The following is a 16,045-nucleotide window of genomic DNA, read 5'->3' as shown; positions in this document are numbered from 1 at the left end:
AGGTTCATCGCGGATCTCCGGGGAATGCTGCTTTTATCTTCAAAAAGAAATACTCGGTATCTCGATAGCCGTAAGCCATCCGCTTCATCAGTTTGATCTTGTTGTTCATCCCCTCCAATCGACAAGTGTGGAGGGGGTGGGTCGCTGATGCGACGATGCCGGGGAGGTAAGACTCTAACTTGTTGGCAAAGCGGATTAATGGCTCGATCCCACTTTCCTGCACCTGTTGCCACCACACATCCCACAAGCCTCGCGCTGTTTCTTCGTCTTTGCAGTACCAAAGCTCTTTGAGTTGTTCTTTGAGCAGATAAACCACCATCAATGAGCGATTGGCATCTAGCAGTTCATCCAGGTAGCTTTGTTGCTTGTCGCTCATGTTGGTTCTGTTTTTCAACAGCACCCAACGACTGCGCTTTACTCGCTGCCTAGCCTTCTTATCGCCCTTGAGTTCATTGGCACAGTCAACGCGCACACGGTCAATGACCTCTCGTCCATACTTGGCGATAACATGGAATAGGTCGTACACGACTTGGGCATTTGGGCAGTGTTCCTGCACCTCTAAGTCGAACGCTGTATTCATATCCATGGCTACAGCTTCAATGTTCTCACAGTGTTCGCCCAACATTTCGAAAAAGGGTCGGATTGCTGCCCGACTTCGGCCCTCACCAATCCAGAGCACTTGATGCGTATCAGCATCGGCGATGACCGTTGCATAGCGATGCCCCTTAAACAGCGCGAATTCATCCATCACCAGGCGTCGTACCTGCCCCCACTTAGGCTCACGGACTTCTCGTCTAAGCCGAGCTTTATCCAACTCTTTAACGGTGTGCCAATGCAGTCCAACCAACTGAGCCAAGTGCTTAATCGGCAGAAGCGGGCACAGCGATTGAACGAAATTAGCTAGGCGCTCTGTGATACGGGAAAAGGGCTTTAACCATGAAATATGCTCCGTGCGCGTACCGCACTGATGGCAGAGCAGGCGTCGTACGGGAACCATTAGAGTGACCGAGTAATCCAGGATGGTGCGTTCAGATACACGCCGGATGGACGTGTCGTGAATGTGCTGAGCTTCGGTTCCACAGTGACACCGCGGACGAGAGGTAGGGGTTAGGTGGATCTTGAGGGAGCGGTCGTGCTGCTCGATATGGGATGGCTTAAAGCCTTCCCACAGCTCGATCGGAAAGGTAAGATTCGACATCGAAAACGGCTGGTTGGTTACGGGGTTTGTTTGGCGACATCACCATAACCTATTCAGCCGTTTTCGTATCTATTCCCCGCTAATCTGCGAAGAACCAAATAAAAGCCCCTTTCAAATTAGTTCAACTCTTAAAAAACAGTTTCATGACATCGTTTTGTGAAACTGCTTTCAGACAATTCCTCTGTATACCTGGGTTTGCGAGGTGATTTTTACTTGTGACCTCTATGAATTTGACTGCATTGGTTTCATGCCTTTAGCTTCAACTGTGATCAGCTTCAACTTGAAACCGGTATCATTGTGATGATCTTCAAAATAAAACCGGTTTCATATTCCTATAATCCCAACAGTCCCCAATTCCAAGGATGAGAAGTATTGGACGAAACACGGGGGGCATATAAGGATATAATTAGGGAGCTAAAATAATGAAATTGAAAGCACTATCAATTGCGTGCACCGCAGCACTTGCTGCCAGCGCGTTTACACCTTCTGCAATGGCCCTGGAAGGCTTCGAATTCCATGGCTATTTCCGCTCTGCAGCATTCTCTTTGCTGGATGGACCGGGGGATACCGACGCGGGTTCTCGCTTTGAGTATGACCGTGGTAAAGGTAGCTTGGGCCGCCTAGGCCAAGAGGGTGATGACTTCTATGAGCTAGCTTTCAACAAAGGTTGGGAGCTGGAGGGTGGCAACAAAATCACCATCAAAACCCGTTTAGGCCAGGCCAACCTAGATAACTCTGCCGACATGAACGGTCAGAATATCGATGGTAGTTCTACTGGTCTAATCGAAGCATTCGTGGAGTTTGAAGGTCTGACTTCAACGGGCGTTATGTGGGGTGGTCAGCGTTATTATGGCCGTGATAACTACAATTTCCTCACCGATAACTTCTACACCGACTGGTCTGGTACGGGTTTGGGCGTACAGCGCCTGGAGCTTGGTGGTGGTCAATGGGACTTCGCATATCTATCAAGCACTCAGTCTCAGCAACAAGGTATCTGGCACAATGCGGAGACTGGTGAGTGGGGTGAGTACGCGCCGGATCTGCGCAGTGAAGACCCATTACACATGGTACATGTACGTGCTCAATATGGTGCATTTCGTGTAGATTTTGCTGGTAAGTACTTAGCATCTAACTTTACTGACGATGCAGGTGAAGAATTTGCTACCAATGGTATTGAAGCGGCGCTGTCTTACAATCCTAAAGGCTTCTTTGGTATCAGTGAGTCTGGCTTCTCAACCGTAATGGTCCAAGCTGGTAACGGTCTGGGCGGCGGCAACATGTTAGGTCGTTCATTTACTAACTACAATGCCTACAGTGGATGGATTAATGCTGGTGGTCAAACCAACATGCGTAAGGTCGATTCAAGCACTTCTAGCTACCGCGTAAATGCTTGGGGTGGCTGGTTTGGCTCGCATATGGTGGTATTGCCATGGGCGCAGTATGAGTACGTATCAAATGGCGCTATGAATGGTGATGAGAATAACTATGGTTGGAACGTTGGTGTAAGACCAGTATTCACCCTGCCTTCAGTTGAGAACTTTGCTATTGCTACCGAAGTGGCATATCGCGACTACAAAGCTGACAAGAGCGGTGCTTACAAGCTGACCTTAGCTCCAACTTGGTCTATGGCTACCGGAACTGGCCCACAACCAGAGATCCGCGTAATGGTTAGCTACTTCGACTACGAAGCTGACGGTGCCGATTCTGAGACTGTATTCGGTGTTCAAGCTGATATGTGGTGGTAGAACTACAATTCGCTATCGGGTTCCACTGGCCTGGTAGCGTTTTGCAGACTAGAGCATGGCGAGAGCCATGCTTTTTTTTACGTTCGAGCTAGGCTCCCGAACCACCCTAAGCTGTGAGTATGCTAACAGCCAATGCATTGTCATCGCGCTCTGGACTCGCCAGTTGCTGTTTACCCCTATCTCCCTGAGTCTTGCTTTCCTGAACGTCTTAACATTGCATCCTCTGTACTCGCTGGTGATTACGTATTCTGAAGTATCTGTACTGATAGGAGGCATGGTGAAAACTGGCATGGACAGCTTTGGTTGCTGACTGAGTTAGCTTTTATATATGTTGCCAAACTCAAACTATTTTCCTGATGAAGATAATTTTTACGTTATTTTGTAATGCTATTTGGGCTTTTTGCATAACTTAATATGTGTGATCCATGCACGTTGAAACCGGTATCATTTGTGACTGGTTTCAAACAAATTCTGAAACCGGATTCATATAATCCCTCTTGACCCACCATTGCAGTGGTTTGCAGGGATGCTTAAGGGAAAGATAGGGGAATATATTAAAGGAATTAGAATAATGAAGTTGAAAGCACTATCCCTTGCATGCTCTACAGCACTTGCAGCGAGCGCGTTCACGCCAGTGGCTCAGGCTGCTGAAGGTTTTGAGTTTAATGGCTATTTCCGCGCAGCGGCATTGTCACGTTCGAACAGCGATGCAGATTTTGGTAGTCGTTTTGAGTATGACAAAGGAAAAATGGCGCTGGGTCGTTTGGTCAACGAAGGCGATGACTTTTATGAGTTGGCCTTTGCTAAAACTTGGGAGCTAGAAAACGGCAACAGTATCGCTATCCGCACTCGTTTGGGTCAAGCAAACTTGTCTGACAATCACGATATGAACGGTCAGAACATCGACGGTAAATCTACGGGTCTGATTGAGAGCTATGTAGAGTTTGGCGGTCTTACCTCTACCGGTACTTTCTGGGGGGGGCAACGTTACTATGGTCGTGACAACTATAATTTCCTGACTGACCATTTCATGACCGACTACTCGGGCACGGGTCTGGGTGTGCAACGCCTTGAACTCGGCGGTGGCCAATGGGATTTTGCTTATCTTTCTAGTACTCAATCACAGCGTCAAGGCATCTGGCATGACCCAGAAACAGGTGAATGGGGTGAGTATGCGCCAGATCTACGCAGCTTGGATCCGATGCACATGGTGCACACCCGTGCGCAGTATGGAAAGCTTCGCATCGACGCGGCATTAAAGTACATCGCTGACAATGACAACTTTGAAGACAACCATACTAACACCGGCTTTGAGTTTGGTATCGGCTATACCCCCGAAGGGTTCTTTGGCTTAGGTAACGGCTTTTCTAACATCTTGGTTCAAGCGGGTTTCGGTCTGAGTGGTGATCATGGCCTGGGCAAATCATTCACTAACTATAATGCCTATGCGGGCCTGCATAACGCGGGTGGTCAAACCGGTATGCGTCAAATTGACAAGGATGCCGCTGCGGTGCGAGCTTCTGCTTGGGGTGGTTGGTTCAGCGATAGCCTGGTGGTATTGCCTTGGGCTCAGTTTGAGTGGGTAGACGATGGTGATGATGATGCTTGGGCTTACTCGTTGGGTGTTCGTCCTGTGTTTACCTTACCCGCCGTAGATAACTTTGCAATTGCCACTGAGGCGGCTATCTCTGATCGCGATAGTGATGACGCCATGGTTTACAAGCTGGCCATTGCCCCTACATGGTCGATGGCCACTGGCACCGGTCCCGCCCCAGAGATCCGCGTCATGGCGGCTTACTACAACGGTGACAACCAAGATAGTGATGTCGTATTTGGTGTGCAAACCGACGTGTGGTGGTAGTTCTCCCTACTAAGTAATCACTATCCGTGAGCAACAAAGAGAGCGTCTTGTGACGCTCTCTTTATTTTTCAGGCTTTGCCCTTGAATTTGCGTGTAATAGCCTTCCTAATAAGGCGTGTAACCGGTTTCTTGATGGTGGGTATTGATCCCGCCTCGCCAGAGTATGTTTAAGGAGTCTCCGTGAAGAAAAGAATGGCAGTCGGCCTTCTGGCTGTTGTGTTGCTAGCAGGATGTAGCAGCGCAAAAAAATCTCTCGATGTGTTTGGGCAAGATGCGCTTCGAGCGCAGCCTGCCAACCCTGAGGTGGCGTATGCTCAACTTGACTCGGCCCCTTTGTGTTGCAGCTCCTTAGCTGATCTTCGCTATGAACGTATTGCCGAGCCTGGCAAAACTAAGGTTGTTATGGGTCCAGAGGTGCAAGCATTTCGCTTTGCCACTGGTAAAAGCTTTGTGAAAGGTTTCGAGTTGCCGCACTTTGTGAAAAAGACCTTGAAGGTTCAAGTCGAAAGTCCGGTACTGGATATGGTATTTGTACCCAACGTCTTGCTGTTGGATGAGAACCATCAGCCTATAAAGGTGTACGGTCAAGATGATTTGCGCTTTGATAAACGTGGGGTAACGACATCCAACCGCTACATTTTACGCTTCGAGGTTGATACGGATAAAGAGTCTGCACTACAAGCGCGCTATATGGTTCTCTTTACCACCGATGAGCAGTTAGGCTCAGTGACGCAGGTGGATAAGAGTGTTGATCGAGAGTCTGCTGAAAGGTTGGGTAGTGAGATGCAGCTGATTAAGGCGATGCGAGGCGAGTACGCTGCGCATGTTCCAGTAGGAATGGTGCGAGTGAAGCTAGATTTTGACATCTCTGAGAAGCAAAGTGCCGATGAGGCGAGGGAGATCCTTGCGCAATCCTCTAGTGAGCAAACCAAAGCTGCCAGCGTATTGGTAGCCAGCGAAGCGGCTACTGTCGCCCCGGCTTCAAAAGCTGTAGTTGTGGACAATAATCAGCCCGTTTCTCAAAATGTGTCTCGTACTGGCCGCACCATCCAGCCTGAAACCGAAGCGATGTTCATCAGCCTGATCGAGCAAGCAGTTGCCAATGATGACTTGGAAACTGCCCTGCAGTTCGTCGAAGAGGCTGAGCGCTTAGGCTCAACCAACGTACGCGGTGCCTTTATCGAGGCGTTTAAAAGTCGGTAGCGATAATCATTATCCATGAGAAAACGGGAGCTTTCGCTCCCGTTTTCTTGTGCTCGCAGTATCAATCACTCATTTTTTGCAGCATGGCAATAATGCCTTTGCCGGTCAGATCTTCGTTCCAGTGATGGGTCTCAATGCAGTCAGTGTCACGCAGATAAGGTAGCAGGCTTTCCTGTAGCGCTTCTTGGATCGGGTCTTGTGACAGTGGTGCCGCTCGCACGCCCGGGCCGGAGATGACGATCTTCTCCGGGTTATACAAAGCCATAAGATTCGACAGCCCCAAGCCCAGCATGCGCCCAGCCTGTTGGTAGATATGCAGGATATTCTCATTGCCCAGCGAGGCCTGTTTTTGGATGTACTGCATCTGTTCTTCGCTCGGATGCATCGGATCGCCGGGCGGCAGGGTGACGAAGGCGGATGCGTCGCGCAGCAAGGCATAATCGCCAAGATAGGCTTCCAGACAACCGCGTGCGCCACAGCGGCACAGCGGCCCATCAAGGCTTACCTTGGTATGACCAAACTCGGCGATTGCGCCGCGACTGCCTAAGTAAAGCTGGCCATTTTGAATCAGCCCCATACCAACCCCGTAGCCGAGCTGGATGGCGATCATATCCTTGGTGTCGCGATAGCGAGGCTGAGTGTGCAGCGCCAGTGCCAGACAGTCGGCGTCATTGGCGATTAATGCGGGCAGGTTAAAGCGTTGGCTTAGCGCCTCGGCCAAGCCCGGCTGGGCCTGACGAAACGCCGGGCTCCACAAGATACCGCCGTGCTGCTGGTCGACCACACCCTGTACCGCCAAGCCAATCCCTTTCAGCTCTGCCATCTGTAGGTGGTGCTTATCGATAAACCGTTGAACCTCTCCGCTAAGCTCATGCACCAACTGCTGAGGGCTCAGTGCGCTGGTATTGAGTTGCACCGAGAACTGTTTGGTAACCTCTCCGGCGTAGTTGCCCAGCATCAAGCGGATCTCGTTAATCGAGATCTTAATGCCGATGTAGTGCGCTGAGTCTGCAACCAATGACAGCGCGACTCGGGGGCGGCCGCGACCGCTTGGTTCTTCGCTACTACTTAGCTCCTGAAGGTGGCCTTGGGCGACCAGCTCGGAGGTAATGGCGGTGACGGTGGCCGGACTGAGGGAGGTGATCGCGCCAAGTTCGACTCGGGCTAAAGGACCTTGGTGGCGCAGTGTTTCGACCAACAGGCGGCGGTTTTCACGACGGATTTGCTCAGTATCGGTTTTAGGGCTGACCAATTGTTATTTACCTCAATAATTTGACTGCTTAATTAAGAATATAACTTCCACGGTAAGACCTTTGTTAGTTTGGTCACGTCATTACGAAAAATGCTGGCTGGATCGCTTTTACAGCGGGGCTCTATCCGTGGCTTTGTACGAAATTTTATCCCTTGGTGACTGGCTCAATATGCATGATTTTTATACCAGCGGGACAGCAATCTAACACAGACTTTTGCTGCGAATAAACATACTGGTGAATTACTCTGTAAGCGTGCTGATACTGGCCAAGGGGAATATCGACACAGGGCCGTTCAATCTACGTACTCGGAAAGTCATTAATGGCAACTGCGGGTTGCAAGGCTATTTAGGCTGTTATGAAAAGCTCGACAATCGAGCCCTCACTATCAAAAGTGATGCGGTAGTGGTGTTGATGGTAGAAGTCGCCGGGCGCAAATGGCCAGCCTGCATCAGGGCAGTGGCTGGCAGTTAGAGACAACGATTCATCATGCGTTTACCAAGTGGCTAAGCCGTGGCTGGAAAGCTCAGGTATCGATATCAGCAATACCAAGAACCTTAGGCAAATCACAACATACCTGAGAAATTTGAGATGTAGATCTTACAAAAAGGGGAGTTGCGGATATGGCCAAGAAAAGCTTTTCAAAAAAAAGCCCGTACTATGACGGGCAGGGATACTTAATCCACTTAAAGGAAAGGAAAATGCTAAGTACGACATTGACGGCTGTCGTGGGCCGCTAGATTGTTGCAAAGTGTCGGTCCTCCAAGGAGCTCACTTGTCAGTAAGTTACTGACACTCAAAGAAAGATCTCTACCATGCAGCTTTAATTCTAGAGCCTATAATTTGAACAGAAAATTATGAAAGTTGCTACCCGCATTAAGAGTTTTATCCGCGTGCGCTTGCTCACATTTATTCTGATTGAAATTTACGCAATCGGGTATGAAGGTCTTCGATAGGTAAAGCACTCGAGTGTTTGTGGCACTGACTCATGCTGTGTCGGCGATTAAAACCTTCTAGAAAGCTGGAGATTAGTGAGGTTGGTTGTGAGTAATCTGTTGTTGAAAAAGTACTGGGCGAAAGCTGGTTGCATAACTACCTTCGGGGTCACTGTTATGCTGTCGGTTTGCAGTGGTAGACTCTCAGCCGATACGCTTCAGCTGTCGATGCATCCGCTTGAGCCTTTCCAGTATTCCGATGGCAAAGGAGAGCCGAGAGGTTTTTTTGTCGATGTCGTTGAGTGTGCTCTGGATGAACTGGATCAGCAATACCAGCTATCGATTCAGCCCTTGAGCCGGGTATTAAGGCAATATCAAGATTCAACTATCGATGGATTTTTTTTGGCTGCGCAAACCCCAGAGCGAGATGAGTTTGGCCAGTTAAGTGCTCCTATTAGCACGATAGAGCGGGAGCTGTTTTCGACCAAAGAGTTGCGGGAACCGCTTATCAACTATCATCAGATTGATCGAATAGGAGTGTTAAGAAACTCGGCATTGCATCGTTCTCTGGAACAGGCTGGGTTCAGTAAGCTACACCCAAGGGCCAACTATCATGTGCTGTTTGAGATGATGCAGTTGGGGCGCTTGGATATCGTTGCTGCAACAGATGAGGTTTATCGTAAAGAAACGATGGATGGTTGTATCTACACCGAGCTGTATCGACAGGTGTGGGATACTCAAGAACTTGGTGTTTACTTCACTCATGATTGGCTAAAAGCTAATCCAGCTTTTCTAGATAGCTTCAACGCTACACTCCCTCAATGTATTGCATCAGCTCGTGCTGAGTAAGTACTTCTCAGCTTGCTTGCGGCATGCCTGGTACTTGTGGATCAGGTCGTGCTGACCGAGTTCTTTATTGTCAAACAGCAAGGCGTCGCGCGCTTTCAGCTCTAGGTAGTGGGTGGCCAAGGTCTCAATCACCGCGTCGATGCGTAGCAGGGTGGTGGGGGTGCAGCTCTTGCCGCTGAGGTCGTCGGCAATATCCAGACAGTGGCTGCGGAAGCTCTCGGCGCGGTACAGGCTGGCGAGGGCGGTGTCGCAATCCAGCGCCTTCTCCCAACGGGCGATGATGGTGGTGACCCAGTCGATTACTTGAGTTTTCGCATAGTTCTGGCGTAACCAAATGCGTTTTTGGGTGTAGCTATCTAGGGCTGCTTCTTTGAGCTCGCGGAACAGGGCGAGGCGATCGCTTTCGGTCATGCTGTCTTGGTAGCGCAGCAAAAAGCCAAACAGGTTGCGAGTCTCGAAACGCTCTGCAGCGTGGAACTCAGGAAGTGTCAGGCCATCGCTATTGTACTCAGCCAGCGGATCGAAGCGATACATGTAGCCAAAATCGAACAGGTGAATGTTGTGGCCATCGTAGAGAATATTACCGGGGGAGAGGTCCCACTCCATTAGCCCGGCTTGCTCTAGAGCAAACAAGGTTGAGAATAGCTGGTTAAAGATCTCCCGACTAAAGCGGTCGAGGATCGTCCCTTCAATCCACGGGGATAGGATGATTCCCTCCCGGTAATTGGCGTACAAGGTCGGAACAATATGTTTAAACGCGGCCGATGTTGCTGGCCGTTGTTTTAGCGCTTGAAGGTCTTGGCGACGCTGCACCTCGTTGAGGAACGACGTGGCACCGTCTGCGTTCTTTACCAACGCGGGCCGACGTTGCTGTTTCAGGCAGTAGTGCGAACCATCAACTTCCAGGTGGTAGACCTTGGCGGTCAGCCCCCCGTCAAACACCTCCCGTACATGAGGCGAATGCTCGTCTATCTCGGTTAGTTCTGCCACTGCTAACGGACAAGCAGAGGCTAAGCCAACCTCAATATTCTGGTTGCTAGCTTGAAAAGCGAGTTGTTGCTGCTGGCGTTGCTCGGCACGCGCGGTCATGTTTCCTCCGTGATCTACACAGCGCCAGAGGATTGTAAATCTGCCTATGCGGCGCGTCAGTGCTCAGGCAAAAATGAAAACCCTTTCGATCACAGTTCCTTAGCGGGAAGTTTGCTTAACACGCGGTAGATCACATTAATCTTGCAGCGATCGGGCGACTTCTTTGCTTGCTGGAGTGATAAAAAACTCAATTTGTCGATGGGAAATGCGTATAAGTCGCCTTTAGCAAGCTTGCTTGCTATGCAATCGGGAGGCGATTGGCTAGCCAGTTCGCGCTCGTGGCTGCGAACTGGCTGGGATGTGGTGTTATTTTTTGTTGCCTTGGTTCAAGGCGGCTCGCAGTGCCGCGATTCCTTTCTCGCCTTTGGCTTGGCGCTCCTCGGCGCTTTCCACCTTGCGGCGACGCTCCCAGTCTAGGTCATCCTGTGGCAACTCATACAAGAAGCGGCTCGGTTCTGGTTTGATTAGCTCACCAAACTGGCGGCGTTCGCGGGTCAGGGTGAAGGTGAGTTCTTGCTGGGCGCGGGTAATCCCTACATAGGCAAGGCGGCGCTCCTCTTCCACGTTGTCTTCATCGATGCTGCTCTGGTGGGGCAGCAGGCCTTCCTCCATACCGATCAGGTAGACGAAGGGGAACTCCAGCCCTTTTGAGGCGTGCAGGGTCATCAACTGAACTTGATCGAGCTCGTCATCATCTTCGCCGCGTTCCATCATATCGCGCAGGATCAGCTTATTAACCACCTGCTCGAGGGTCATCGGCTCGTTGTCGTTATCGCCTTCCAGCATCCCTGATACCCAGCGGAACAGCTCGGAGACGTTCTTCATCCGCATCTCCGCAGCCTTGGCACTGGGACTGGTTTCGTAGAGGAAGTCTTCGTACTGAATATCTTTAATCAGGTCGCGCACCGCCTGTAGCGCATCGTTACCTTCGACTCGGCGGCGGAGCGTGTTCATCCACTCGGTGAACTCCTGCACCGCTGCCAGGCTGCGGCCGCTCAGCACCGTGGTCAGCTGCATTGAGCAGGCAGTATCGAACAGGCTCTTGTGGTTTTCGTTGGCCATATTGCCAATCTTTTCCAGTGTAACCGGGCCGATCTCGCGCCGAGGCGTGTTGATGATGCGCAGCAGGGCGTTATCGTCTTCTGGGTTTACCAGCACCCGTAGATAGGCCATTAGGTCTTTAATCTCGGCTCGGGCGAAGAACGAGGTGCCGCCGCTGATTTTATATGGCACCCGGTTGGTCATCAGCGCCTTTTCCATCAACCGCGACTGGTGGTTACCTCGATAGAGAATGGCGTAGTCGCGATAGCTGGCGTTGTTCATAAAGCGGTGGCCGATGAGCTCTGCCACGACCCGCTCGGCTTCCTGTTCTTCGTTTTTAGCAAACAGGATCTTAATCACCTCTCCATAGGGCATTTCGGAGAACAGGCTCTTGGTGAAGATGTGCTCGTTGTTCTCGATCAGAATGTTGGCGCATTTCAGAATCCGCTGGGTCGAGCGGTAGTTTTGCTCCAGCTTAATCACCCGCAGTGACGGGAAGTCTTGCTGTAGCAACATCAGGTTTTTCGGCTGGGCGCCACGCCAAGAGTAGATGCTCTGGTCATCATCACCCACCACGGTAAAGCGGGCGCGCTCGCCAACCAGCAGTTTCACCAACTGGTATTGGCTGGTGTTGGTGTCCTGGTATTCGTCCACCAACAGATAGCGCACAGTGCTTTGCCAGCGGGTGCGCACTTCCTGATTGTTGGCCAGCAGCAGGGTTGGCATCAGGATCAGGTCGTCAAAGTCCAGCGCATTGTAGGCGGTTAGCTGGCGCTGGTAACGCTGATAGAGGTGGGCAAACAGCTGATCTTTTTCCCCCTTGGCATGACCGACCGCTTGCTGAGGGAGAATCAGATCATTCTTCCAGTTAGAGATACAGCTAAGTAGCTGCTTGAGTAGATCCTTATCGCCTTCCAGCTCTTTCTCGGTGAGCTCTTTGAGCAGGGCCATTTGGTCCTGATCGTCAAACAGCGAGAAGTTGGCCTTCAGCTTTAGATGCTTGTGCTCACGGCGAATAATATCCAGTCCCAAAGTATGGAAGGTCGACACCCGCAAGCCACGGCTCTGCTTACGACCCAGCGTTTGTCCTACCCGCTCTTTCATCTCACGGGCAGCCTTATTGGTAAAGGTCACCGCCGCAATGTGCTTGGGGTTGTAGTCGCAGTTTTGCACCAAGTGGGCAATCTTGTTGGTAATGACTCGGGTTTTGCCACTACCAGCGCCTGCCAGCACCAGGCAAGGCCCAGAAATATAGTTCACTGCGTCAGATTGAGCGGGATTGAGTTTCACGGTGTCACCTCTTTGTTGGGCGGTGATTTTAGCTGATTGAGGGGAGAGGTCTAGCGTTTGGTGATTTGGCTAAGATCAAACTTATGGCGCTTTAATAATCAAATCATTACTAAGCTCCTAAAAAATATAATAATGTTCTATCTCACTAATCTTTAATTGATTGAATTGAAACACATAGTTCCAGGGAAAGGAGATTTTATGAGTCGTTTGAAGTACGCGGTTATGGGTGTTAGTTGTACTGTTCTACTTGCTGCATGTGGAGGTGGCGGAGGTGGAGATGGAGGTGGCTCAACCGGGAGTTCAGATAATGACTCGCTTTCCCCAATTACTCTCGACACTCTTGGGTTTGCTGCGCTGACTACCAACTTGGCCGCATACGAGCCCGCACTGGTAAGGCTTACTGTGAGCGCACTTAACGTGATGGGCGATGACTCGCAAGTGACTATCGGTTGTCTAGAAGCTGCAGACTTTAGTACATCCAACTTAACGATATCTAGCTTAGGTAGCTCTGGTACGCTGGCCGATGGGAACGAGTACTCGCTTGCCTTTGAAGACTGCCATTTAGAAGGGGTAGACATGCTTGCCGTGGACGGTGAGGTTCGTTTATCGGTGACAGCAGCCCAGCGAAACAGTGATTTCATCACAAGCCTTGAAGGGGAACTGACTTTTGTAAACAGTCAGGTATTACTCGAGGGTGAGTTTGAGAGCTTCTACCTTAGTTTGGATTCTGAGTTACAAGTCTCTTACACCTCTGATGGTACGCAAGAGAGCTTGAAGGTTTCACAGTCGGGCGATGGCATGGATGTTGGCGGGATATTTAAGTCAGAATCTGCTTCTTCAGTCTTAACCTATGATTTTGCTAGCAAGCGTTATCAGTTGACGACAACTGGCGACTACCAGTTGTTTGATGGGCAGAGCTGGTTAAGTTACTCCCTGTCTACACCGCAAACGCTAGCAGGGAAACTACTTGATTATCCCGATTCAGGGCGAATGTTGGTTAAAGCAAAGGGAAGTCACAAAATTGATGTTCAATTTGCTGATGATTGGCCTGTCGTTACCCTCGTCGGTGATGGGGATGGAGTAAATGGCTCTGAAACCCTAGATCCGTCACTGATAATATTCCCTGCTAGCTATCGTCATGTCGGTATTAGTGATGCAATGTTGCGTGGCAGTGCTCTTACCGACTGTGGTGTGATTCCCGATCGCATCGTCACTAATGGACGAGTGAAGCTCAGTGAGCAGGGCTTTAACTATGGCGGCGTGGAGTATGTTGATATTCCTGAACAGCTAGAATTTAGCTTCCCGCTCGCTCCAAAAGCTGTCGTGTTTTCAGGTATTAGCTTGAGTCACATGTTCACAGGAAACGAAATTGCCCTCGATTTCAGTGAAACTGACTCTGGTTACACCGTGAGTAGCATTCAAGCTACCCCCTCTGGCGCAGAGATGGCCATGCATGGGTATTTTGATGTCGATATTGAGCGCAGCAGTATTGGTGGAAGCTGCTCAATCGCGAAGTTGTTGACGACAGGCGATGTAGTCACCGACTTTGAACCTAATGCCGGAGAGGACCAGTTCGTAGTTTCTGGTGATGTAGTCACCCTTGTTGGCAGCACAGCTGGTGCGGCTGCTGGATATCAATGGGAATCAACCGATGCGTTCAAGGTAACCGAGTTCGTTGACAATGGCGATGGTACTGCGAGCACTCGACTGTTAGTCGAAGATGGTGAAGTGCTAGCATTTACCTTTACTGCCTATGATTTTGAAGGCTCATGGTCAACGGATGTTATGGTGGTCCAACAAGCCTCAAATGATACTGAGAAAAGCTACCTGGAAGTGACGGACACTAGTGGATTTTCTGCTGAACCGTTTGGTAAGTCACTGTTTATTGGAAATATCACGTCGAATTCGTGGGGGAACTCTTCGGATGATACTGATTACACCGAGGTAAGGGTTTCTTTGCAAGCGAATCAGGAAGGCTACCTGAGAAATCTTGTTCTAGAGTTTAACGATGTAAATCATTTGGGTGGTAACCAATATAGTTCGAGCCGTTTAGGTATCGAATTATATGAGTTCAGCGATTTAGCATTTTCTCTAGCTGATAGTTGTGATTCTCCAGAGGCTAATTTTAAGTTAATTAATGGCTTAGATGAAAATAGCATCGAAGTATTGAGCATGATGGATCTGACCATCAACTGTGCTGGTGGAGAAAGCATGGACCTTGAGATCCGCAATTTTTACTAGGTTCAAATAGCTCCTGCCAAAGTGCCGCCATTTAGGCGGCACGAACTACCACAACTTTTGTTATAACTGTCCGTCTTGTAACAGATTTTTAGTCTTTAAAGCGGTAAGATTCCCTCTTGGAATTTCGGCCTTGTTCTAGGGATGGACACAACTCGCCTACCTCGATACCCGCGCTTCCTGGTTACACCCTTAACTGCTCATTTCGTTGTTTGAATGGAGTCAATCCGATGAAGAAGTTCTTTGCCATTGTGGTGATGCTGCTGTTGGCGGCCGCCATGTTCGGCAGTGTGTTTGGTTACAAGTTTCATCAGTTCGGTCAGATGGCCGAGCAGATGGCGGCGCGCCCGGAGCCGCGCTTTCCGGTGGAAGTGGTTGAGGTTGAGGCGCGCGACTGGCAGCCATCGATTGCTTCGATTGGCTTGATTGAGCCGCGCCAAGGTGTGGTGGTGGCCAGCTCGGTATCGGGCTCTATTAGCGAGATTCACTTTCGCTCGGGCCAGTCGGTAAGCAAAGGCCAGTTGCTGGTGAGTCTGGAATCTGAGGTGGAGCGCGCCAATTTGGCCAGCGCGAGAGCTCGCCTGCCCTCGGTGAAACGTCAGTTGGAACGCCACCAGCAACTACTGGAGCGCGGTTCGGTGTCGCAGACCCAGTTTGACGATAGCCAGGCCGCTTATCTGGCACTGGAAGCCGATATTGCTGCGCTGCGCGCGACCATTGCACGTCGTGAGATTCGCGCTCCCTTCGCCGGTATTATCGGGCTGCGTCAGGTTAATTTGGGGGAGTTTATTCAAGCGGGTCAGCAGATTGCACACTTGGAAGACCTCAGCCATATGCTGCTGCGCTTTTCGGTGGCCCAGACTCAACTGCCGCGTATCGAGATCGGCGGCGAGGTGCAGCTAAGCAGTGATGTTTACCCTGAGCGAGAATTCCTCGGCACTATTACCGCGATTGAACCGATTGTTGAGGCGCGCAGTGGGGTGGTGGAGGTGCAGGCCGAGATCCCCAATGCCGAAGGGCTGCTGCGCTCTGGGATGTACAGCGATGTGCGGGTACTCCTGCCACTGCTGAGCGAGCAGGTCGTGATTCCCCAACAAGCCATCAGCTTTAATATCTATGGCCAATCGGTGTTTGTGATTGCCCCGGATGAGGCCGGTGAGCCACGGGCGCAGCGGCGCGATATCAAGGTGGCGATGCGTCAAGGCGATTGGGCGCTGGTGGAACAAGGGCTGGAGATTGGCGAGCAGGTGGTGCGCTCCGGTCAGGTGCGCTTGCGCAACGGCACGCTGGTGGAGCTGGTGGAAGACAGCTTTGTGCAGCGCCCTGCTACGCTGCCAAAAAGCTAG

General features: G+C 50.6%; 11 protein-coding genes. 7 read left to right on the top strand and 4 right to left on the bottom strand.

Annotated elements, in window-relative coordinates; genetic code table 11:
- Positions 1–4 precede the first annotated feature (4 nt).
- Positions 5–1,198 carry an ISL3 family transposase gene (locus G462_RS0107545; RefSeq protein WP_026958461.1) on the bottom strand — a complete coding sequence of 398 codons (1,194 nt, stop codon included), beginning with the start codon at positions 1,196–1,198 and terminating at the stop codon, positions 5–7.
- A gap of 422 nt (positions 1,199–1,620) precedes the next feature.
- Here G462_RS0107545 and G462_RS0107540 point away from each other — a divergent pair, with 422 nt between their 5' ends.
- The 3 genes from G462_RS0107540 (at position 1,621) to G462_RS0107525 (ending at position 6,007) form a co-directional block, all read left to right on the top strand.
- A complete protein-coding gene (locus G462_RS0107540) occupies positions 1,621–2,943 on the top strand; it encodes a carbohydrate porin (protein WP_026958460.1) in 1,323 nt (440 codons plus the stop codon).
- Positions 2,944–3,514: 571 nt separating this feature from the next.
- Positions 3,515–4,804 carry a carbohydrate porin gene (locus G462_RS0107530; RefSeq protein WP_026958458.1) on the top strand — a complete coding sequence of 430 codons (1,290 nt, stop codon included), beginning with the start codon at positions 3,515–3,517 and terminating at the stop codon, positions 4,802–4,804.
- A 180-nt stretch (positions 4,805–4,984) separates the two neighbouring features.
- Positions 4,985–6,007, top strand: a complete 1,023-nt coding sequence (locus tag G462_RS0107525; RefSeq protein WP_157378574.1) for a MalM family protein — start codon at positions 4,985–4,987, stop codon at positions 6,005–6,007.
- Between the two features lie 61 nt (positions 6,008–6,068).
- Here the strand turns inward: G462_RS0107525 and G462_RS0107520 are convergent, their stop codons facing one another.
- Positions 6,069–7,259: an ROK family protein gene (locus G462_RS0107520; RefSeq protein ID WP_026958456.1), complete on the bottom strand. Its 1,191-nt coding sequence runs from the start codon at positions 7,257–7,259 to the stop codon at positions 6,069–6,071.
- 235 nt (positions 7,260–7,494) lie between these two features.
- Between G462_RS0107520 and G462_RS0107515 the strand changes: the two genes are divergently transcribed.
- Together G462_RS0107515 and G462_RS0107510 are read left to right on the top strand one after the other, a co-directional pair.
- Positions 7,495–7,731 carry a hypothetical protein gene (locus G462_RS0107515; protein WP_157378573.1) on the top strand — a complete coding sequence of 79 codons (237 nt, stop codon included), beginning with the start codon at positions 7,495–7,497 and terminating at the stop codon, positions 7,729–7,731.
- 569 nt (positions 7,732–8,300) lie between these two features.
- Positions 8,301–9,041: a substrate-binding periplasmic protein gene (locus tag G462_RS0107510; RefSeq protein WP_157378572.1), complete on the top strand. Its 741-nt coding sequence runs from the start codon at positions 8,301–8,303 to the stop codon at positions 9,039–9,041.
- On the opposite strand, the gene G462_RS0107505 is transcribed toward G462_RS0107510, so the two are convergent.
- Complete coding sequence (locus G462_RS0107505; protein ID WP_026958453.1) at positions 9,024–10,130, bottom strand: protein kinase family protein; 1,107 nt, start codon at positions 10,128–10,130, stop codon at positions 9,024–9,026. The genes G462_RS0107510 and G462_RS0107505 overlap by 18 nt on opposite strands.
- 306 nt (positions 10,131–10,436) lie before the next feature.
- Positions 10,437–12,461 carry a DNA helicase Rep gene (gene rep / locus G462_RS0107500; RefSeq protein WP_026958452.1) on the bottom strand — a complete coding sequence of 675 codons (2,025 nt, stop codon included), beginning with the start codon at positions 12,459–12,461 and terminating at the stop codon, positions 10,437–10,439.
- Positions 12,462–12,659: 198 nt separating this feature from the next.
- Here rep and G462_RS0107495 point away from each other — a divergent pair, with 198 nt between their 5' ends.
- Entirely contained in the window at positions 12,660–14,702 is a 2,043-nt protein-coding gene (locus G462_RS0107495) for a hypothetical protein (protein ID WP_026958451.1), read from the top strand.
- A gap of 227 nt (positions 14,703–14,929) precedes the next feature.
- Entirely contained in the window at positions 14,930–16,045 is a 1,116-nt protein-coding gene (locus G462_RS0107490; protein ID WP_026958450.1) for an efflux RND transporter periplasmic adaptor subunit, read from the top strand.

This window comes from Aliagarivorans taiwanensis DSM 22990 (assembly GCF_000429505.1).
Taxonomy (GTDB): domain Bacteria; phylum Pseudomonadota; class Gammaproteobacteria; order Enterobacterales; family Celerinatantimonadaceae; genus Aliagarivorans; species Aliagarivorans taiwanensis.
This window is presented reverse-complemented; position numbering and strand designations above follow the sequence as displayed.

Excerpts from the sequence above, each read along its gene's own strand:
- G462_RS0107505 (WP_026958453.1), bottom strand. The coding sequence starts at position 10,130 with ATGACCGCGCGTGCCGAGCAACGCCAGCAGCAACAACTCGCTTTTCAA.
- G462_RS0107540 (WP_026958460.1), top strand. The coding sequence starts at position 1,621 with ATGAAATTGAAAGCACTATCAATTGCGTGCACCGCAGCACTTGCTGCC.
- G462_RS0107545 (WP_026958461.1), bottom strand. The coding sequence starts at position 1,198 with ATGTCGAATCTTACCTTTCCGATCGAGCTGTGGGAAGGCTTTAAGCCA.
- G462_RS0107530 (WP_026958458.1), top strand. The coding sequence starts at position 3,515 with ATGAAGTTGAAAGCACTATCCCTTGCATGCTCTACAGCACTTGCAGCG.
- G462_RS0107490 (WP_026958450.1), top strand. The coding sequence starts at position 14,930 with ATGAAGAAGTTCTTTGCCATTGTGGTGATGCTGCTGTTGGCGGCCGCC.
- G462_RS0107495 (WP_026958451.1), top strand. The coding sequence starts at position 12,660 with ATGAGTCGTTTGAAGTACGCGGTTATGGGTGTTAGTTGTACTGTTCTA.